Source organism: Corallococcus sicarius (genome assembly GCF_003611735.1).
GTDB classification, from domain to species: domain Bacteria; phylum Myxococcota; class Myxococcia; order Myxococcales; family Myxococcaceae; genus Corallococcus; species Corallococcus sicarius.
Genome location: NZ_RAWG01000156.1, coordinates 1 through 21512, shown reverse-complemented (window position 1 = coordinate 21512; position 21512 = coordinate 1). Strand labels below are relative to the sequence as shown.

The window sequence follows — 21512 nt, the reverse complement described above, 5'->3', positions numbered from 1 at the left end:
CCCCCATGCCCGTCGATGATCCGCCCCCACCCGAGGGCAAGAGCGGCACGGCGCTGTACCAGCGCGGCACCAAGCCCCTGAAGCGCGGGCTCGTCGTGCCCGAGGGCTTCGAGCTGCCCCCCGGCTACATGCGCCACTACCAGGCCACGGACAACGGCCAGCCCGTGGCCGCCATCCTGATGTTCCATCCGGACTACACCCCCAAGGACGCGAGCGGGCAGCCCATCCCCATCCCGGAGAACCGCGTGGTGCCCGAGGAACTCGCACCCCCCGGCATGCCCCGGCAGATGCTCGAACTGCCCGTCGAAGAAGAGGACGGGGACGCGCCTTGAGCGGGTGGCGAGGGTGGGCCTGGGCGCTGCTCGGCGTCGCGGCGACCACCGTGTTGTTCGCGCGGTTCGCGGAGCTGCGACCGGGCTTCGCCTGGCTGGGCGCGGTGGCCCTCGCCCCGTGGCTCGCGGCGGTGGACCGGACCCGCTCCACGCGCGCCGCGCTGGCCCTGGGCGCGCTGCTGTCGGTGACGTTCACCGCGTTTGTCTTTGGCTGGTTCCCGGGCGCCATCGCCGCCTATTCGCGCGCCCCGCTGTGGCTGTGCTGGGGCGTGTTCCTGCTCATCGCGCCCGTGCTGGAGCTCCAATTCCTCACCGCCTCGTGGGTGCGCGGGTACGCGCGGCGCAAGGTGGGGGACAGCCCGCGCCTCGCGTGGGTGCCTCCCGTGCTCACCGCGCTCGTGTACGTGGGCACCGAGTGGTTCACGCCCAAGCTGTTCGCGGAGACGCTGGGCCACGGCCTCTACGCATCGGAGGCCCTGCGCCAGGGCGCGGACGTGGCGGGCGCCCCGGGCCTCACGCTGGGCCTGCTGCTCGTCAACGAGTGCGTCGTCGCGGTGGGGCAGGGGCTCGCGGCCCGGCGGGGCGTGCGGCTCGTGCCCGTGGCGCTGGCGGCCGTGCTGGGACTGGTGGGCTTCGGCTACGGACACCTCCGGCTGGGACAGGTGCGCGCGGCGGTGCGCTCCGCTCCGGGGCTGGTGGTGGGCGCGGTGCAGGCGAACATCACGAACATCGAGAAGCGGGCGGCGGAGCAGGGCACCTACGCGGTGGTGCGCGACATCCTGGACACGCACTACACGATGTCGGACGCGCTCCTGCGCTCGGCGCCGCTGGACCTGCTGGTGTGGCCGGAGACGGTGTACCCGACGACGTTCGGCACGCCGAAGAGCGAGGACGGCGGCGCGCTGGACGAGGAGATCCGCGCGTGGGTCGCGGAGCGCGGCGTGCCGCTGGTGTTCGGCACGTATGACCTGGATGGCGAGCGCGAGTTCAACGCCGCCATGTTCCTGGGCCCCTCCGCGACGGGCGAGCTGGCACAGGCCGCCTACCGCAAGACGATGCTGTTCCCGCTGACGGAGTGGGTGCCGGACGCGGTGGACACGCCCACGCTGCGCGCATGGCTGCCGTGGACGGGCCGCTGGAAGCGCGGGCCCGGGCCCCGTCTGGTGGACTTCCGGCTGAATGGGGGGCGCATGCTCAAGGTGGCGCCGCTCATCTGCTACGAGGCGCTCTTTCCCAGCTACGTCGCGGAGGAGGTGCGCCAGGGCGCGGAGCTGCTCCTGACGCTGTCCAATGACTCGTGGTTCTCCGGCACGCCCGCGCCCCGGCTGCACCTGATGCACGCGGCCTTCCGCAGCATCGAGACGCGCACCGCGCAGGTCCGCGTGACGAACTCCGGCATCTCCGCGTTCATCGACCCGGCGGGCACGTGGACCTCCGAAATGGAGGACAACCAGCGCGCGGGCGTGGTGATGCGCGTGCCGACGTCGGAGCGGCTGAACCCGCTCGCGGGCGCGTGGGGCGACTGGCTGGGCCCCGTGGCGCTGGCGCTGGCCGCGGTGCTGGGCGGGTGGCTGCGCTTCAGGAGCTGAGCGCTCAGGCCGCTTCGGCGGTGCCGGACGCATGGATCCGTCCGACGGCGTGAGCGCTCCCGGGGCTGAAGGCGGCTGGTGGCGCTAGCCCGCCTCGACGAACGCCGCCAGCTTCGCGAGCGACATCCGCCAGCCTTCCTCGTTGTCGGCGAGCGGTACGCCGCTCGGGACCCCGTCGTGCACGGCGATGACGTCGGTGCCGCCGTCCACCTCCACGAGCGTGACCGTGATGGTCATCTCGCCTCGCAGAGCGGGGTCCTCCGTTTCGAACTCCATCACCTCGACCACCTGCTCATCCGCCACGAGCTTCGCGAAGTGGCCGTGGTACGTGTCGGTGTGCGCGGTCGTCTTGCCCGTCGCGGTCGGCGCGTCGTACGTGAGCGAGATCCGGAATGCGCCCCCTTCGCGAGCGTCAAACGCATGGACGTGGCTGGTCATGCCCTCCGGCACCCTCCACGACTCAATCGCTCGCGCATCCAGCAGCGCGCGATAGACCCTCGCGCGGGGCGCGTTCACATGGTGGCGGATGCGGGTCGAACCCATGACAGCCTAGAGGCGGCCGGCCTTGAGCTCACCGACCAGGTGGGCGCAGGCCCGCACGGTGAGGGCCATCATCGTCAGGGTGGGGTTCTGCGGTCCCTGGGAGGGGAAGCAGGCGCCGTCCGTGACGTAGAGGTTGGGCACGTCCCAGCTCTGGTTGTAGGGGTTGAGCACGGACGTCTTGGGGTCCTTGCCCATGCGCGCGGTGCCCACCTCGTGGATGGCCATGCCCGGCTGGGACACCGTCCGGTTGACCTTCTCCACCGTGCAGCCGGACGCCTCCAGCATCTCCAGGCTGGAGCTGACCGCGTCCTCCGTCATCTTCAATTCGTTGTCGGAGTGCCGGCACTCGATGTGCGCCGCCGGGATGCCCCAGCGGTCCTTCACCGTGTCGCTCAACGTGACGCGGTTCTCCGCGCGCGGGAGCATTTCGCCGAAGGGCACCATGTGCACCTGGTCGTCGAAGGTGAAGACCTGGATGCCGTAGCCGCGGGCGAAGTCCGGATGCCGCTCGGTGACGTTGCGGAACTGGGGGACGTACGCCCAGCCGTGCTCCTTCTGCTGCAAGTGCGCGGGCAGGTTCATCCGCGCCTCGATGCCCCGCAGGTAGAGGTGGTCCATCAGGTGGCGGCCCAGCAGCCCGGAGCTGTTCGCCAGCCCCTCCGGGAACGCCCGGTTGCGCGAGTGCAACAGCAACCGCGTGGATTCAATGGTGCCCGCCGCCACCACCACCACCTTCGCGCGCACCTCCTCGGAGGTGCCGTTGTTCGCGTCGATGAAGGACACCCCCGTCACCCGGCCGGTGTTCGCGTCATGCAGGATGTGGCTGGCGATGGCGTGCGAGCGCAGCGTCAGCCGCCCCGTCTTCAGCGCCGCGGGCAACGTCACCGGCGCGTCGGAGGTGCGCCGGGCCACGACGTGGCGGTCGGGCCAGCGGGCCTTCACCTTCTCCCGCAGCCGGACCTCTCCAGGCGACAGCGGCGCGGGGCCCGCGAAGACAGAGTCCGGCAGCGTGTCCACGCCGTCCGAGTTGCCGCGCAGGCCCATCCACCGCTCCACCACTTCGTACGACGGCGCCAGGTCCGCGAGCGACAGCGGCCAGTCAGGGCTGAGCCCGTCCAGGCTGCCTGCGTGGAAGTTGAAGTCGGACAGCCGGTAGAACTGGCGGCCGTGGCTCTTCACGCTGGTCCGCCCGCCCACCTGCCGCGCGCGGATCCACGCGAACGGCGCGTCGGGCGGCGTGGTGTAGGGGTTGTCCAGGTCGTCCACGAAGGCGTGGGGGTGGAAGGGCCAGGCGAAGCTCGTGGCCTGCACGGACTGACGCCCCATGCGCCCCGCGTCGGACTCCACCCGGTAGCCCAGCTTCTGCCGCAGCCGGTGCACCACGTGCATCACCTTGTCCGCCTGCGCGCTGCGCCCCGCTTCCAGCACCAGTACCTGCAAGCCGGCTTCTGTCAGCTGCTTGGCCGCCCAGCCACCACAGGCTCCCGACCCCACCACCACCGCGTCGTAGACCGTCTTGGATACCTTCATCGCTGGACCCACCTGGACGGTCTTTCTGCCGCCGCTACTGAAGTTCGGATACACTGTAAAACAGGAGCCCGTTGGAGCCTAGGGGGCGTACGGGTCAGGACGGGGCCAACACAAGCCCGGGTCCAGGACTTCCCCTGGGGGCTCCCTTGTCGGAGAGGGTCGGACATGGCCGGTGTGCTGAAGCGGATTCGGTGGGGGCGGCTGCTGGGGGTGTTGGTGGTGCTGCCCTGCCTGCTGGTGGCGCTGGCCCTCTTCGGCCGGGCCGCGTGGCGCTCCGAGCAGTACTTCCACTACCCGAAGCCGGCGGCGGTGCTGCCCGCGGACTTCGCGTCCGCGCGGGAGGTGACGCTGCGCACGGAGGATGGGGTGGAACTGCGTGGCTGGTACGTGCCGTCGCGCAACCGGGCGGCGTGGGTGCTGGCGCACGGGCTGTCGCAGACGCGCGTGGACCTGTTGCCGGAGGCGCGGGTGCTGCGGGACGCGGGCTACGGCGTGCTGCTGTTCGACCTGCGCGCGCACGGGCAGAGCGGGGGCGACACGTCCACGTGGGGCGACAAGGAGCGGCTGGATGTGCGCGCGGCGCTGGAGTTCGCGCGGACGCAGCCGGACGTGGACCCCGCGCGGGTGGGGGCGCTGGGGTTCTCCATCGGTTCGGCGGCGGTGGCGGAGGTGGCGGCGAAGGATGAGAAGGTCGCGGCGGTGGTGCTGCTGTCGCCCTTCAACACGCTGTGGCTGGCGGCGGCGTATGACTTCCGGCGCTTCGGGGTCGTGACGCAGACGGGGGCGCTCGTGCCCTTCTGGCGGCGCGGCATCCAGCTGGAGGAGGTGCGGACCATCGACGCCGTGGAGCGCATCCGGCCCCGGCCGCTGCTCATCATCGCGGGGACGGAGGAGTCCGGGCAGCCGCTGCTGGACACGCTGTTCACGCAGGTGGGCCCGTATGCCCAGACGTGGCGCATCCCCGGCGCGTCCCACGGCAACTTCACCGCGACGGCCCCGGAGGAGTACCCGCGCCGCCTGCGCGCGTTCGCGGAAGGTGCGCTCCCGCCCCTGCCTGTCGCGAAGGAGGCGGCCGTGGAGGTGAAGCCGGTGGTGAAGCCGGCGGTGAAGAAGAAGAAGGCTCCGGTGAAGAAGCCGTCGCGCCAGACCCAGACGGGCGCGACCGCGCGCTGAGGCCGTCAGGCGCCGTGGCCCGCGAGTGCGCGCGGGCCTCTGCTTTCCGCGCCGCTACGCTCCGGCGGGCGGCGCGGCTTCCAGCTTCGCGAGCTGATCCAGGTACGCGCGGCCCTTCACGGGGTCCGTCATGTACAGGAAGGCCGCCATGCCCTTGAGCTGCTCCAGCGACTCGCCCTCGCGGCCCGGCTTGCCCTGCTGCCGGTTGTGGATGGCCGCGCGCAGCCGGCGCACCACGTCGCGGGGGACTCGCGCGGCGGGCGTGCCTTCCTTCGCCTCGTTCACCACGAGCCCCGTCACCCGCTGACGGCTGCCCTTGCGCGCCACCCGCGTCTTGTTCGGGTGCACCGTGAAGCCCTCGGCCTCCACGATGTCCGTCACCCGCGCGAGCAGCACCGCCACCGGCGCGCCCTGGGCCCGGCGGGCCTTGGGGGCCTTCGCCTTGGTCCAGGAGAACGTCAGGTCGTCCGCGTAGCGCGTGTACGTGAAGCCCAGCTTTCGCGCGAGCGCCGACAGCCGCTTGTCCATCTTCAGGCACAGCGCGTTGGTGATGCCCGGCGACGTGGGCGCGCCCTGCGGCAGCGCTCGCGGGCCCTTGGCCACGTGCAGCGTCTTGCCCCGGAAGGAGAGCAGCTCGCGCGGCGCCTCGGTGGACATCAGCGCCAGCAGCGTGGAGGCGCCCTCCGGCAGGCCGCCCTTGCGCAACAGGCCCTTCACCCGCCGCCACGTCACGGTGGGGAAGAAGTCCTTCAGGTCCACCTTCACGACGATGTCCGCGCCCCGGTGCGCCAGCGCGTTGGTGAGGATGGAGCGCCCCGCCACGAAGCCGTGCGCCGCGCCGTGCACGGGCAGCCGCTCCACGATGTTGGAGAGCACCCAGCGCTGCGCCTGCTTCAAGTCCGGCTTGGGCGACGTGATGGTCCGCTCGCTGCCGTCGCGCTTGGGGATGCGCCAGGAGACGTAGTTGGAGCCCGTGTCCACGTCGCGGTGGAACGCGAAGCCGCGCAGCTTGGACACGCTCACGTCCAGCGCCTTGGCCAGCGCCTCCGCCGTGTCCAGCGCGGGCAGGCCGTTGGCGCGCGCGCGCTCCTCGCGGTGCTCCAGGTCGAAGCGGTCCGGGGCCTCCGACTCGCTCCAGTGGATGCCCACGCCCAGGTGGTCGATGTGCGTGGACTTCCACGCCTCGTGGGCCTGGCGCTCCAGCGCGCGGCGCTCCACCGCTTCGGCCTTCTTCTTCTCCTTCCAGGCCGTCTTCTCCTTCTCCTTCATGGAGGAGAAGTCCACCTCGTCCGCGAGCGCGCCCTTCGCCACGAGCTGCGCGTGCACCCATTCGCTGGTGCCACCGGCTTCGGTGATGGCCTTCCAGCGCGCGAGCAGGGCGTCATTCGCGGCGCGGCGGGCCTCGCGCTTGGAGGCGGTGTTGGGCGCGGCGGCGGCCGGGGGGACTTCGGGCACGGCCTGCGGCGGGGCGGCGGGGACGAACGACTCCAGCTTGGCGGTCATCGAGGCACCTTCGACGGGCGCGGCGGCTTCAGGCGGGGCGACGGACGGAATCGAGCGGTCGAGGGAGGCCAGGAAGGCACCACCAGCTCACCTGGGGCACGGTAGCCTCACCGGCTCTCCCCTCCGGTGCACTGGTGCCCGGGTGGGAAAACGGCGGCTGCGTCGTTGGTTCAGCTTCCCGCCCGGGCACCAGTGCACCGGAGGGAGAGAGCCAAGAACAGGCTACCTTGCGGAGAGTGTCCAGCATTCCAACCAGAGCGGCGCAACGCCGCTCCCGCGCTCGAGGCGCTAAGGCTGATGCGGTCCAGACCTCTCTCGACCACTCGCGATTCGTGTTTCGTCCGTCGCACCCATCCTTCCAGCCACCCCGTCGGCGGCCGGGCCGTTGATTGTGGGTTTACACCAAGGTCGAGGCCGCGTCGATGTATCCGTCCGCGGTCAATTTCTCCAACCGGCTGAAGTACGCCGTGCGCGCTTCCGCGTCTGAGTCGAACCAGAGCTTCTGGTGGCGCGGGTCGCCCAGGCGCGGGCCCCACGCGAGGGCCACCACCTTGCCGTCCAGTGACACGCGATACACCTGCTCCAGCCCCGTCGCCGGGTCGCGGCGCACGTACGAGCGCGTCTCCGCGCGGATGAGCTTGCGCCCCTCCGGCGTCTGCCGCAGCGCCTCCTCCTCCGTGCGGCGGCGCGAGTACACCAGCCGCAGCGCGAGCATGTGTTCGCACGGGCCTTCGCGCAGCCCGGAGCGGCGGAAGTGCGGGCAGCCGCAGCCCGCGTCCTTCACGCGGCCCTCCAGGTCCAGCGTGAAGCTGGGGAAGAAGCTGCGCACGGCCTCGCGGTCCACCACCTCGCCCTGGATGCGCGTGCCCTCACCCACGAGGTCGTGCACCTGGGTGAGCTTCACTTCGCCCGCGCCGGGGCCGCCGTCGCCCAGCAGGCGGTGGGCTCTCGCCTCGCGCTCGTTGCCGTAGCGCAGCGCGGCCTCGTCCACCGGGGTGGGCATCAATTCGCGCGGACGGTAGGCGCCGCGCGCCACGTCGAAGAGGACGCGGCCCCGCAGGCACTCCAGCTGGAGCGCGGCGCGCACCTGATCCTTGGGAGAGCCCGCGTCCTTCACCAGCACGTCGAAGGGCAGGGGGCCGTCCTTGCGCAGGCGCAGGCGCAGCTTCTCCGCGAGCCCCTCCGGCACGTCGCGCGGCATCAGCGCGTCGAAGGCGGCGGCGCTGGACCAGCCGCTCTCCGTCCACCCGGTGAGCCCCAGCGTCAGCGTGGCCGCGCCCAGGTCGATGACCCAGAACACCGGCAGGCCCGGCCCCAACAGCTGCACGTGCACGCTCTTCGCGTGGGGCAGGAGGCGCGCGAGCGCGGTGAGGCGCTGACGGCCGAAGGTGCGCACCACCGCGGGCGCGCTGCCGGTGTACGCGCCGCCGTGGCACTCCAGCACCTGCTCCCACGGCTCCAGCACCATCCGGGGCGGGGCGCCGGGGACCAGCTCGAATCTCAGCGCGCGGGGCGCCTTCTTCGAGCGGCGGGTGCGCAGCGCGAAGAGCAGGTTGTACAGGTCGATGGGGGCGATGGAGCAGGTCGTGGCCGGCAGCGTCGCGGCGGACTGCACCTGGAGGAAGCCGCGCAGCCACGCGTGCGGGACCTCCACGTTGCGCACCGCGCGGGGCTCCGTGGAGACGGGCTTGATGGCCGGGGCGACGTGGGCCTCCAGCGTCACCGGCGCGTAGGCGCGCAGGCGGTCCAGCCGGGCGGGCAGGTCCGCGGGCACGTCCAGGAAGGTGGAGCCGTGCGCGGCCTCGCGGTTGTCGAAGAGGCTGTTGTCGAAGGCCAGGCGCGCGTAGGCGCTCTCGTCGCGGGAGAAGACCTCCAGCGACACCTGATCCGGATCCACCGTGAGGACGGGGTCCAACACCGCGTCCTGCTTCTCCTCGCCGTCGAGCGCGTTGTCGAGGAAGGCCTTCTGCGCCTCCCAGATTTGGGCGCTCGCGCGCTTGCCCTGCTTCATCAGGTACGCGAGGTACGCGGTGCGGTCGCGGCCCCGGTAGCGCAGGTCGCTGGAGAGCACGCCGAAGGCGGCGGCGAGCGCGTCGCGGAAGAGGGTGGGGTCCTTCACCCGGCCGCTGACGCCCACGGTGCCGCGCGAGCCCTCCAGGGCCAGCTGCACGCGCGAGGCGTCCGGGGTGACGACCACGTCGCTCTCACCAGCGTACTGGAGCGCGACGGGATGACGTGCGGTGGCGGTGCTCACGACGGTTGACCTTCCTTGCGGGCGCGCTCGGCGGCCCGGCGTGCACGTTTGTGGGCGCGGTAGGCCGCCTTGCGCAGCTCCACCGACTGGGACTTGTCGAAGGCCGCCGTCTTCAGCAGCGCCGCCGCCTCGTCACCGCCCATGCGGCCCAGCGCGGCCCAGGCATCCTGCCGCACCTCCGGCTTCGCGTCGTTCACAATGGGCTTGAGCGGCCCCAGGTCCTTCTTCGCCAGCAGCGCCGGCACGGCGAGCCGGCGGGGCTCGCTGGCCGTCAGCGCGGCCGGTGCGACGCTCGCGCCCGTGGGCCCCAGCGCCACCGGGTCGAAGGGCTTCACCTCCAGCGCCCAGGTCGCGGCCTGGCCAGGGACCAGCGCGGCCAGCACCGACGCGGCGGCGGCACGCACCGGGGCGTCCGGATCTCCCAGCGCGGTGCGCAGGGCCGGGGCCTCGTTGGCCGCCTTCAGCCGTCCCAGCACCCGCGCCGCTTCCTGGCGCACGGTCGCGGGGGCGCTGGACTCGCCCTTGCGCAGGACCTCCGCGGACGTCGCGGCCAGCTCCTTCGCGCCCAGCCGTGAGCCCGCCCACAAGAGGCGCTCCCAGGCCGTGGCCAGCGGTTCGCGCTTCGGGGGCGACGTGGCGGCCCAGGCGGCGGCGGTGCGCCGTTCGGCGGCCACGAGCGCGCGGGTCAGGCTGGCGGTGTCCACCGCGCCCGGCTCGCGGGCATCGCCCGTCCAGGTGCCCACCAGCAGCGCGGCCTCCTCGCGGGCCTCCGGCTTGTCGTGGCCCAGCAGCGCGATGACCTCCGGCAGGGGCAGTGCACCACGCCGGGCGAGGCCCCGCCGCAGCCGCAGCCGCAGCTCCGCGCTCTCCAGCGTGGCCAGCCGGGGAACCAGCTGCGCAGGGTCGCCCTCGCGGGCGAGGTAGGAGGCGGCGGGCTCGGAGATGTCCTCCTGGGTGCTGGCCACCGCGAGGAACTCCACCCGCGTGCGGTCCTTCGGGAAGAGCGCGTCCAGGGCCTTGCGCGCGGCCTCGCGCAGGTCGTCGTCATCCTCGTCCAGCGCGGCGGCCAGGGCCTTCTCCGCCTCCGGGTCGCCGAGCTTGCCCAGCTCCTTCGCCACGGTGATGCGCACCTCGTCGTCCGTGTCGGTGTCCGCGAGCAGCGCCTCCAGCTTCACCCGCGCGCGCTCACCACCGATGGCGCGCAGGCCGCGCACGCCGGCCTCCTGGTGCCGGGGCGTGGTGCCCTCGACCGCGGCGACCTCCACCTTCTCCTCGACGCGGCGGCGCTCCTCGCCCTCGGGCAGTCGGCTGGCGAGCCGTCCCAGGGCCTCGATGGCGGCCACCACCATGTCCTCTTCGGCGGGCGCCTCCGGGGTGCCACCGCCGGCCACCGTCTCCAGCTCGGAGAGGGCGCGCGCGTCGCCCAGCGTCCCCAGCGCGAGCAGGGCCCGGCCACGCTCGTCGGGCTCTCCGGCGCGCGCGTACAGCAACAGGGGCCGCAGGGCGCTCACGCGGCGCTGGTGCGCCACGCCCTCCGCCGCGGGCAGCATCAGCTCACGGGCTCCGGCGCGGAGGATCTCCTCCAGCGGCTCCACCGCCGCGCCCTGCTCCACCACGCGCTTCGAGTAGCGCGCCACCGCCTCCGCGCGCACGGTGACGTCGCGGTCGGTGAAGAGCGAGACGAGCAGCGCGTCCTGGCCCTCGCTCTTGCCGTGCTCCAGCTCCGCGGCGACGGCCTTGCGGACCTCCAGGTCGTTGCTTCGGATGGCCACCGTCAGGAAGCGCACGGCGAGCGCCGCGTCGCGCTTCTTCAGGTCGCGGTCCTCCGGGTCCAGCTTCTCCTGCTCCGGCGGCCAGGTGAGCTGCATCGCGGACGTCACGCAGGCAAGCCGCACGGAGGGCGCTTCGTCCTGCACGCTCTGGCGCGCGAGCACGTCCAGCGCCTCGGGACGGCGCGTGCGGCCCAGCGCGGCCACCAGCTTCGTGCGCTCTGGAATCTCCGTCGCCACCGACAGGCGCGCGGCGAGCGCGGCCACGGCGGCCGGGGTCCCCAGTCGCGCGAGGGCCTCCTGCGCGCGGCGCACCACCGCCGGGACCTCCGAGCGCAGGAAGGTGCCCAGCACCTCCACCGCCCGGTCATCCCCGCGCCACGCGAGCAGCTCCGCGGCGCGCAGCCGCAGGTCCTCGTGCTCGCTGCCCATCGCGCGGCCCAGGGCCTCGGTGACGCGCGAGTCGTTGGCGCCCGCCAGCCGCTCAATCACACCCACGCGCAGGTCGGCGTGCTCGCTGCCCAGCGCGGCCAGCAGCGGATCCAGGCTGCCCGGCGGGCTCAGCTTCTCCAACAGCTCGAAGGCGGACTTGCGCACCTCCGGCAGCGGCGAGTTGAGCGCCGCGGTGACACGCGGACGGGCCGCGTCGCCCTTCTCCGCCAGCTCCTCCAGCGCCGCGCGCGCCACGTCGGGCGCGAGCGAGGCCAGCGCGAGCGCCAGCGGCTCATCGCTGCCAGCGGGGTACAGCTCCTTCAAGCCCGCGAGCGCCGCGCGCCGCACCAGCTGGTGCGGATCCTCCAACGCGCGCAGCAGGGCGGCCACGGCGGCGGACGTGCCCGCGTAGCCCTCCTGCGTGAGCTTCACCACGCGGTCCACGGCGTCGCGGCGGACGCGGTGGCCTTCCTCGTCGCCCGCGGACACCTGGCGCAAGAGGCCCACGTAGGCGCCGAACGCCAGCCGGCGCAGGTGCTGCCGCTCCGCCTGCGTCGCGGACTGCGGGCTCGACGCGGCGTCGGCGCCGCCGCCCTCGGACGGCTTCACCGCGGAGAAGAGGCGGCGCAGCCAGCTCTTGCCCGTGGCGGACGCCGTGCCCTGCTTCTCCAGGGTGGACGGCTGAATCACGTGCGCCGCGCCCTCGGCCGTCTCCGGCTTCCAGGGGGCGTCCAGCGAGCGGGGCCGCGCGACCCGCTGCGCCTCGCGGAAGTAGTCCAGCGGCTTGTTGCGCAGCAGCAGCACCTGGGCCGCCGCGTAGCGCTGCTCCGGCTGGCCGCTGGAGAGCGCCTCGGCGAGCCCCACGACGCGCTTGGCCCGGTCCTCTTCCGAGGGCCAGTCCTTCATGTCGCCGGCCTTCTCCGGGCGCGGCGGCAACAGCACCTCCACCAGGTGCGCGCGGTACGCGTCCGGCTCCGTGCGCAGCTCCAGTCCGCGGGCCGCGGCGTAGCGCACCTCCGGCCGTCCGCTGGACAGCGCGCTCGTCAGCAGGTCCGGCGGTCCTCCGTCGCGGCTGGCGCGCAGGTCGCGGGCGAGCACGATGGCGAACACCATCTCCTGCACCTCGCGCGCGGGGTCCTCCAGGCCGTGCAGCAGGCCGCCGTCGCCCTCCGGGCCCAGGGCCGCGAAGGCGAGGATGGCGCCCAGCCGGATGGGCAGGTGCTCATGGCGCAGGTTCCCGGTGAGCACCGGCAGCGCGCGGATATCACCCAGGCGCGACAGGCCGTCCGCCGCCCACGAACGCGCCGCGACCAGCGAGTGGCCCAGGGCGTCCAGCAGCGCGCCCTCGTCACCCCGGCGGCTCGCGGTGGCGAGCCCGCGCGCGCCCTGCTCCTGCATCTCCGACAGCTCGTGCGGCAGCAGGACCGTGGCGTAGAAGCCCAGCAGGCGCCGCGAGCCCAGCGTGGCCAGCGCGCGCGCCGCGCGGATGCGCAGGGGGACGAGGAAGCCGGGCGGGTACATCCGCTCCAGGTCCTTGTCCGTGATGAACCCGCGCATGGGCTCGATGATGTCCTCCGCGCCGCGCGGAGCCAGCAGCTCCGCGGCCCGCACGCGCACCGGCAGCGCCGTGGCCGCGATGCCCGCGAGCAGCGGCCCGTTCTCATTGGGGATGAGCTTGTCGAGCGCCTCCAGCGCGGCGACGGCCACGTCCAGGTGCTCGTCCTGCACGCGCTTGAGGAGCGCGGAGCGCAGCGGCTCCGCGGGCGCGTGGATGGCGCCCTTCGCGGCCTTCTCACGCAGCGCCGGGTGCGTGGAGGCGAGCGCGGCCAGGTGCGGCTCCGGCTTCTCCTTGCCCACGAGCTTCACCCACGCCTCGTAGGCGGCGGTGGCCACGCCCGCGTCGCGGTCCTCCACGGACTTCTTCAGCCGCTCCTGCGCCCAGTCCTCCGTCCCGCGCTGCGCGAGCACCTCCACCGCGCGGTGACGCAGGTCCGGGAAGCGGCCCGTCAGCGCCCGGTCGAGCGCCTTCTTCGGCTCATGGTCGTTCCACGCCCACAGCGTGCGGAAGGCCTCGCCGCGCACCTTCGCGGACTCGTCCTCCAGCGCGTCGCCCAGCAGCGGCTCCGCGCCCTCCGCCCTGGAGCCCAGCTTCACCAGCCGGTCCAGGCCGCGCACGCGCACGTCCTCGTGACCGGAGCGCAGCGCGGCCTCCGCGGCGGACAGGGGCGCGTCCACGTCCAGCGCCACCACGGCCTCCAGCGCCGCGGCGCGCACGTCCGCGTCCGCGTCGTCCAGCATCCACACCAGCCGCTCGCGGGCGCGCGGGTCCTGCAACGCCTGGAGCGCGGCGGCGGCCTGCCTGCGGATGGGCGACTCGTCCTCGCGCGACAGCTGCAACAGCGCGCCCAGCGCGCGCCCGTCCCCCAGCTGCGCCAGACCCCGGGCGCCCCGCACCGCCGTGTCCGGCATCCGGCACGCCATGGCGGCCAGCAGCGGCTCCAGGTCGGGCTCCGTCAGCGCCGCGTCCTTCCGGGCGTTGGCGAAGAGCAGCTCACGCGAGGCCGTCACCTCCGCCTCGATGGTCTGGACGTTGGTGATGCCCGCGGCGCGCTTGCCCTGCAGGGCAAGCATGCGGGCCACGTCGCGCACGGAGCGGGCGAACTCCTCGTCGCGCGCCTCCAGCGTGAGGGCCAGCGAGCGCCGCTCCAACACGCGCACCGCGAAGGCCACGCGGCGCACGTCCCGGTCCTCGTCGTCCAGCGCGCGCGCCACCAGCGGCTGCAGGCGCGGGTCTCCCAGCAGCCCGGCCACCGACGCGCGCAGCAGCACCTCCACCTTGAGCGGCGAGGGGCCGCGCTCGAAGGCCGTCTTCAGGGGCTCCGTGCTGCCCTTGGGCGACACGGTGACGAGCGCGTCCAGCGCGGCACCGCCCACGTCGGGCTTGGGGTCCGCCAGCTTCGCGGAGATGAGCCCCGGCACCAGCGGCGACGTGCCACCCAGCTTCGCGAGCAGGTGCAGGCCCTGGATGCGCATGTCGGAGAAGCGCGAGTCGAGCGCCGCGCGGGGGGCGGCGAGCGGCGACTCCGTCTCCAGCTTGGAGAGGGCCTCCAGCGCCGCGACGCGCACCGAGCGGTCGTCGTCATTCAGCCGCTCGCGCAGCTTCGCCCGCGCCGCCGTGTGGCCGTGCGTGCCCAGCTCCGTGGCCGCCAGCCTGCGGGCCTCCGGCGCCTTGTCCGTGGCGAGGACGCCCAGCACGAACTCCAGCGCCTCCGGCTCCTGCAGCGCCACGGCCTCGCGCACCGCGGCCTCGCGGCGGGGGAGGGCGGCCTTCAGCGCCTCGTTGAGCACGTCGAAGCCGTGCGCATACGTGACGGTCTCGTCCGTGGGCTTGCCGTCCGTGCCCAGCGTGATGCGGGTGACGGTGCGCGCGTCGCCGCCCGCGAACACGTAGCCCAAGAGCTGCTTCGCCTGACGGGGGCTCACCGGCGGCGCGAAGACCACCGCGTGCACGCCCTTGGTGCCCAGGTCGAAGGTGCGCGGCTTGCGGCGCTCGTCCAGCCGCCAGACCTTGAGCTTGCCGTCGCCGCCCACCGACGCGATGCGCTCCTCCGGCTCCTGGCCCGGTTCGGCGGGAGGCGTGGGCGGGAACACCAGCCCGTGCACCGGGCCCGCGTGCCCGCTGTCCTTGTCGCCGCGGACCTCGAACTCCACCGCGCCGACGAGGTACCAGATGCGCAGCTTCCCATCGTCGCCCGCGGAGACCAGCCGGCCGTCGCGCGGCGTGAAGGCCAGCGCGCGCACCGCGCCCTCGTGGCCCGGCATGTCCCGGCGCGCGCCGGAGGCGACCGTGAACGAGCGCACCACGCCGTCGTCACCCGCGCAGGCGACATACGTGTGCGTGGGGTCCACCGCCACCGCGCGCAGGGGCTGCGAGGACGCGCTCCACTCGCTCAGCTTGCGCGTGCTGTCCCAGTCCCACGCGCGCACGAAGCCGTCCAGGCCGGCCGTGTAGAGCACCTTGCCGTCCGGGCTCGCCGCCAGCGCAGTGCACCCGCCCGCGTGCGCGCCGTGGAGCTGGAACTGCACCGCGCCGTCGGTGAGCGACCCGAAGCGCACCGTGCCGTCCGCGCCCGCCGCGGCGTAGCGCTCGCCGGACAGCGCGAGCCCCAGCACGTGCGAGGGCAGCGACGCCGTCCACAGGACCTTGTTGTTGGCGGAGTCGTACGCGGTGAGGCGGCTGTCCGCCGCGGCGCGCGTGCCTCCCACGAGCAGCAGGCGGGCATTGGCCGCGAGCGCACGGACCTTCTCGATGTTGCCGATGGAGAGGTTGGCCATGGTGTCGTTGTCCTAGATGCCGCCGAGCTGAACGCCCGGGTGAGCCGCACGCAATTGCACCAGCGAGGCCAGGCAGCTCTGCCACTCGCCCTTCGCCACCGACCCGGTGAACTCGCCCAGCACGGGCGCCACCACGCGGGCGAAGCTCTCTTCTTCCAGGCCCAGATCGCGCACCAGCTCCACCACGCGGCGCTTGGCCACGCTCGCGGACAGCCGGCGCTGCACGTCGCCCTCGCGCGCTTCCTTCGCGCGCCCGGGCGGCAGGCCGAACAGCATGCGCCGCAGGAACGCGCGCAGGGACTCCACGTCGGAGAAGCGCGTCGTGCCGCCCGCCTCGCGCGTGTCCTTGCCGCCGCCCGCCGGCTTCCAGCCCTCCGGCAGGTGCAGCGGCCGGTGCTTCTCCCAGAGCAGCCGCACCGCGAACAGCCCCACCTCGCGGTCCGCGCTCTGCATCAGCCCCGACAGCCGCTCCGCCCCGCCCAGCCGCGCGTAGTGCCGGCGGATCAGCTCCACCGCCACCTCCCGCGTGCTGCGCTTGGGGGACTCCGTGAGCGCGAACACCTTGCCCGCGTCCAGCTCCTCCGGCTGCAGCGTGTGGCGCGCGTCCGCCCCCGGCTCGCCCGCGTTGAGCAGGGCGTCATACGCGAGGTTGCGGATCTCCTTCGCGTCCGAGTCCGCCAGCTCGTACACCCGCGTCTGGTAGCCCCACGCGCGCAACTCCGAACGGGCGATGGTCAGCGCGAAGCGGCGCACGTCGTCGCGCGCGTCCAGGAGCGCGGGCCACAGCTTCTCCGCCGTGTACGCCTTGCGCGGCGCCCGGGGCTTCAAGTCGTAGGACTTGGACTCCGGCTGCTCCGGCCCGATGCCCGGGTGGTGGCAGCGCAGGTACATCTGCGCGAACGCGCGCACCGGCGGCGGCTGCTTCGCGCCCAGCGCCAGGTCGAACAGGCGCTCCAGGCCCTGCGCCGCGTCGCCGGTGTCGCTGAAGTCCGCGGGCACCACGTTCTCCAACAGGTAGCGGTGCGCGAAGTCGTGCAGCGTGGGGTCCGCGCGCCGGGCCAGGGCCAGCAGCCAGGGCACCGTGAGCTGCCGCGCGGTGAAGAGCTTGCGGTTGCCCAGGAGCGCCAGCGCCGTCTCGCGGTGCTTCGCGCTGAACACCAGCGCCTTCACCCGCTCCACGTCCAGGCCCGGCAGGCTGTCCGCGCGCGTGAGCCACTGCGCCGCCTGACGGCCCAGGCGCGGCTGCGACACGAGGTCCAGCAGCCACTCCGGCCCGATGTCCGCCGGCTTGTACGTGCCCAGCGCCTTCATCGCCGTGTCTTCCACGATGCGCTGGCGCGACGAGCGCTTCGCCTCCGTCAGCAGCTGCTTCCAGAACGCCGCGGGCATCTCCCCGGCGGCGTACTTGGAGGACACGTAGCCGGTGGCCCACTTGAGCTGCTCCTGCGTGCCGAGCATCAGCTCCCGCAGGAAGTCCTGGGTGATCTCCGCCCGGTCGAAGGACTGCTCCAGCGCCTTCCCCGCGAACCCCGCGGTGGGCTTCGGCGTGAGCAGCCGGCCCAACAGCTCCAGCCCCAGCTCGCGCGGCTTGCGCTTCTCCAGGGTGGCGGCGGCGAACGCCTTCACGTCGTCCTCGCCCGTCTCCACCAGCTCCGCGAGCCGGTCCGCGGGCAGGTCCTGCGCGTGTCCGCGTGCGTACTCGATGGCGTACGCGCGGGCCTTGTCGCTGGGGGAGAGCAGCAGCGCGAGCACCGCGTCGTGCAGCCCGGCCGCGCGCAGCTTGCCCTGGTGGAACTCCGGCGAGCCCTGGAGCGTCTCCACGAGGAAGTCGTGCGCGCTGCCCAGCGGTCGGCGCGCCAGCCGGTCCAACCACGCGGGCGTCACCTTGCGCAGCGCCTCCGGGAAGTCCTTGCGCAGGCCCTGGATGGCGAACTTCGCGGCGGGGTCCGAACCGCAGGTGTCCAGGAGGCGCATCAGCGCGTCCGGCGAGCGCTTCCACGCGTCCGGGTACATGCGCTGCTTCACCATGTCCGAGGGCGGCTGGATGGAGAAGCGCGACGCGGAGTAGTTGCGGCTGTTGTGCGCCCAGACGTGGTGCGCCACCCAGCACGACGACCACGACGTGTCCGGCGTGTAGTGCCGCAGCACCTCCACCGCGAACTGCGGGTAGAGCTCCGGCACGGCCGCGCCCAGCTGGCGCAGGAAGCGCCACGCGCGCCGCTGGAGGTAGGTGAGGGTGCCGGCGCCCACCTCGCGCGAGCGGTGGCTGCCGCGCTCGGTGTCGAAGCGCCACGCCAGCACGCCGAACATCTCCGCGTCGTGGCGCGCCTCCGCCAGCTTGTAGATGCGCTTGAGGCCCGCCCAGAGGCCGAACTTCAGCGGCGCCTCGCGCGCGAGCGTGAGGAGGGCGGCCCGCGCGGGCTCGCTGTTCTTCTCGTACAGGGACACCAGCAGGTCCGCGAGCGCGAACCGCGCGGGCAGGGGCACGTCCTTCTGCGCGAGGAAGCGCTGCCACGCCTCGTGCGAGGCCTCACGCCGGCTGCGCTTCTCCCCCTGCTGCTGCGCCTGCGCGAGCAGGGCCCTCAGCGCGTCGAAGTCGAGCGCGCCCTGCGGCAGTGGCGTGTCGGACGGCGGCTCTGCCTGGTCCAGGAAGGCCAGCACGGCCTCGGCGAGGTCCGGTGCCTCCGCCCGGGCCAGACGTTCGAGGTCTGCTGCGCTCAGCGCGTCGCTCGCGGTCATGGGTCGGGGGGTTTAACACACCTCCCCGTCACCGTGAGTCACGCAGAAGGTCCCCATCACCACTGAATCGTGGGGACCACCACCTCCAGCGTGTCGCCCGTGCCCACCGTCACCTCCTGCCGGTGGGACGCCCATCTTTCGTCGCCCAGGTGGTGCAGCACCACCAGCGTGTAGGGCCCGGGGGCCACGTTGCTCCAGCTGTCGTTGCCCTGGGACCCCGTGCGCAGGGCCGTCCAGTGCAGCCGCTCCCGAGCCTCGTCCGAGGTGGGCAGCGGTATCGGACCCGGGAAGAGGAAGGTCTGGCCCTGGGCCCCGCGCTCGCCCCAGCGCACCTTCACCGTGGCGCCCTTCGGGAGCAACTGGAGCTCCGTCCGCGTCACCCGGTGCGGCTCGACGCGCACGGTCTTGTAGGGCGCCGCGTACTCCTCGCCCCGGGCCCGGGGGCCCACCACGTAGTCGCCGGGCTCCAGGTCGCGGAAGACGGTCAGCCCGTCCCCATCGGAGAGGAAGTTCTTGGCTTCGAAGGACCGCACCGGCCGGGCGGACACCAAGGCCCCGTGGGGCTGGCCATCCGGGCCCGTCACCCGCACCTCCAGGCGCGTCTCCCCCACGAGGCGCAGCTCCACCGCGTCCTCGGTGGGGCCCAACGTGCGGTGGAGCTCCGCGTAATCCGAGTCCCGGCGCTGCGCGGTGAGCAGGTAGGGCCGGGACTCCACGGCGGGCAGGGTGAAGGTGCCGTCCGGGCCGGTGGTGGCGTCCAGGAAGGAGCCGAAGCCCGTGTAGCCCGTGAGCTCTTCCTCCTCCTCCGCCGCCACGTCCTCCGCGTTCAGCGCGTCGCGCGGCAGTTGCAGGGAGATGTTCACCCCCTCCAGCGGCTTGCCGGTGGCGTCATCCACCACGCGGCCCCGCACGGTGTGCCCCGTGTCGATGCGCACCTCGCCCAGGTCCACGTCGCGGCCCGGGGGGACCTTCACGTCGCGCTGGGTGAGGGCGTGGCCCGGGACCTGGAAGGTCAGGTGTTCGAGGCCGGGCTCTGCCACGAAGACGGTGAAGGCCCCGCGCGGGTCGCGCACGGGCTCGTCGTTCACGCTGAAGCGGGTGATGGGCGCGCCATTGCCCTTCACCAGGCGGCCGGTGATGCGGCCCTGGGAGGCGAGGACGATGCGCACGGCCAGGTTCCCCGTGCGGGCGATGACCTTGGGGTCTTCCTGGGTGTGAATCCACCGGTCCACCCGCGCGCGCAGTTCCCCGGGGGTCGTGGCCTCGTCGTCGTCGTCGGGCGGGGGCTCCTCGGGAGGGAGGGGCATCACGTAGCCGGGCGCCTGCGCATCCAGCTCGTAGTCCGTGTCCCGGGCCAGCCGCTCCAGGACGAAGCGGCCGTCCGGTCCGGTCTTCACCGACGCGGGCTCGAAGATGCGGATCTCGTTGTCGGGGGCCGCCCGGGCGTAGGCCCCCACGGTGACGCCCGCCAGGGGCTGGCCTCGCGCATCCACCACGACGCCCTCGATGCGTCCATCCAGGTCCAGGCGCAGCGCCAGCTCCACCGTCTCCGAGCCCCGCACCTCCACGCGCTCGGGCCGCTTCTGCTCGTAGCCGCCGCTCGCGGTCGCCCGCACCCAGACGGCATAGGCGCCCGGTGACATGCCCCGAAGGGTGAAGCGGCCATCCTCCTCCGTGGAGGCCGCGAAGGAGGTGCGCGTGCCGCCCTCCGACGTCTCCGGGTCCGTCTCCGGGTCCGTCTCCGGGGCCCTTTTCACGTCCTTCACCAGGGTGACGTCCACGTCGCGGACGGGGGCGCCGTCGGAGCTCGTCACGGTGCCCCGCACCACCGCGCCGGAGTCCAGGGCCAGCCGCAGCCCGGACGTGGGGGCCTGGACCTGGAGCTTGCGCGGCAGGAACCCCTCCGCCGTCACGGTGAGGACGCCGGTGAGGGGCTTGTCCACCTTGAGGACGAAGTGGCCCGTCTCGTCGGTGGTCGCGTCGAAGGTGCGGACCTCATGGCGGGGGGGATGCATGATGATCCGGTACCTCCGGTGTCGGGGCTCCGGGGGCGGAGGCGGCGTGGGCTCCTGGGGCGGCAGCAGCGACAGGGTGGCGTCCGCCACCGGCTGGCCCTCGGCGTCGGTGACCTGGCCCTCCACGACGACGGCGGGGGACAGGACGAACTCCAGGGGCGGGTCGCCCCGGGCCACGGTCTTCTCCAGTTCAAAGTCCAGCAGCCGCTCCGAGGACACCTTGAAGGAGTAGGCGCGCGCCAGCAGCGGGCCCAGGCGCACGTGGCCCTCCGCGTCGCTTTCGCGCAGGAGCTCGGCGGTGCCCATGCCGTAGGTCAGGTCGTCGCTCCCTGCTCCGAGCGCGACCACGGCGGCGCCGGCCACGGGGCGTCCCGCGGTGTCGCGCACGGTGGCCTCCAGGAAGAAGGCGGTGCCCAGGTGCAGCGTCACCTCTGCCTCCGACTGGTGCTCCGTCAGCTCCACCTGTTCGAAGGCGCGCTCGCCGCCCTGTTCGGCGTTGAGGGCGTAGGTGGAGGGCAGCAGGTCGTCGAAGGTGAAGCGGCCCTGCGCGTCGGTGACGGTGAGGCGGTCGCCGTCCTTCTCCACCACGGTGGCGCCGACGACAGGCCGCTCACCTTCGAGCACCACGCCCACGATGCGCCGGGGCGGGTGCATCACGAGGTCCTCCTGCATCTCGGTGGGGCCCAGGTCCTGGAGCCAGACGGGGAGCTTCCCCGGGTGGGAGGCGGCGAGCGTGTAGACGGCCTCCGGCAGGGGGCCCACGGTGAAGTGGCCCTCGGCGTCGGCTTGCGCTTCGAAGTAGCGCGCGCTCCCGCTGTGCACCACGGTCAGCCGGGTGGCCGGCAGCGGAGCGCCGTCCTCGTCCACCACGCGGCCGGAGAGCCGGTGGCCGGAGACGAGCACCAGCGTCACGTCGTCGGTGCCGGGGGTGACGTCCTCCTCCAGCGCCGCGCCCTCCGGGCCCAGCGCCCAGAGGGACACCGGGGCCTGGGGCAGGCCCTCCAGCGTGAAGGTGCCGTCGGGGGCGGAGGTGGTGCCCGAGAGCACGAAGGCGCCGCCCCGGCGGGACTCCACCATCTCCAGCGCCCACTGCCACGCGGAGGCGGAGGTGCAGTCCGAGGACGCGAGGGAGGTGTCGACGTCGGGCTTCGCCGTGTCGCACGGCAGCTCCGACAGGGTTTCTCCCGGCAGGCCCACCGTGGCGGAGACCGGGATGCCGGCGACGGGCTGGCCCCGGGCGTCCTGGACGCGGCCGCGCACCTGGAGCGCGCCCCGGGGCGGTGGGGGCGGCGCGGCGA

At 73.5% G+C, this 21512-nt stretch carries 9 protein-coding genes and 1 pseudogene; 3 read left to right on the top strand and 7 right to left on the bottom strand.

The annotated features are described in order from the left end of the window. A pseudogene (locus tag D7X12_RS23045) lies at window positions 1–332 on the top strand (hypothetical protein); the annotation flags it as partial. Continuing rightward, a complete protein-coding gene (lnt, locus tag D7X12_RS23040; protein ID WP_120627437.1) occupies window positions 329–1921 on the top strand; it encodes an apolipoprotein N-acyltransferase in 1593 nt (530 codons plus the stop codon). The pseudogene D7X12_RS23045 and the gene lnt, both read left to right, overlap by 4 nt. Before the next feature lie 84 nt (window positions 1922–2005). Here the strand turns inward: lnt and D7X12_RS23035 are convergent, their stop codons facing one another. Together D7X12_RS23035 and D7X12_RS23030 are read right to left on the bottom strand one after the other, a co-directional pair. Then, window positions 2006–2464, bottom strand: a complete 459-nt coding sequence (locus D7X12_RS23035; RefSeq protein WP_120627436.1) for an SRPBCC family protein — start codon at window positions 2462–2464, stop codon at window positions 2006–2008. A 6-nt stretch (window positions 2465–2470) separates the two neighbouring features. Then, window positions 2471–3994, bottom strand: coding sequence for a GMC oxidoreductase (locus tag D7X12_RS23030; protein ID WP_120627435.1), 1524 nt, complete (start codon window positions 3992–3994; stop codon window positions 2471–2473). 165 nt (window positions 3995–4159) lie between these two features. Here D7X12_RS23030 and D7X12_RS23025 point away from each other — a divergent pair, with 165 nt between their 5' ends. Beyond that, window positions 4160–5167, top strand: a complete 1008-nt coding sequence (locus tag D7X12_RS23025) for an alpha/beta hydrolase (protein WP_244224728.1) — start codon at window positions 4160–4162, stop codon at window positions 5165–5167. Window positions 5168–5221: 54 nt separating this feature from the next. Here the strand turns inward: D7X12_RS23025 and D7X12_RS23020 are convergent, their stop codons facing one another. From D7X12_RS23020 to D7X12_RS23000, 5 genes are all read right to left on the bottom strand, one after another. Further along, on the bottom strand, window positions 5222–6670 hold the full coding sequence (locus D7X12_RS23020; protein ID WP_120627434.1) for a reverse transcriptase family protein: 1449 nt from the start codon (window positions 6668–6670) through the stop codon (window positions 5222–5224). A 397-nt stretch (window positions 6671–7067) separates the two neighbouring features. Beyond that, window positions 7068–8924, bottom strand: coding sequence for an SWIM zinc finger family protein (locus D7X12_RS23015; RefSeq protein ID WP_120627433.1), 1857 nt, complete (start codon window positions 8922–8924; stop codon window positions 7068–7070). Further along, entirely contained in the window at window positions 8921–15460 is a 6540-nt protein-coding gene (locus D7X12_RS23010) for a HEAT repeat domain-containing protein (protein WP_120627432.1), read from the bottom strand. The genes D7X12_RS23015 and D7X12_RS23010 overlap by 4 nt, the downstream gene beginning before the upstream one ends. Window positions 15461–15472: 12 nt before the next feature. Further along, window positions 15473–18199, bottom strand: coding sequence for a hypothetical protein (locus D7X12_RS23005; RefSeq protein ID WP_120627431.1), 2727 nt, complete (start codon window positions 18197–18199; stop codon window positions 15473–15475). Between the two features lie 56 nt (window positions 18200–18255). Further along, a partial coding sequence (locus D7X12_RS23000; RefSeq protein ID WP_120627430.1) for a carboxypeptidase regulatory-like domain-containing protein occupies window positions 18256–21512 on the bottom strand: 3257 nt, incomplete at its 5' end.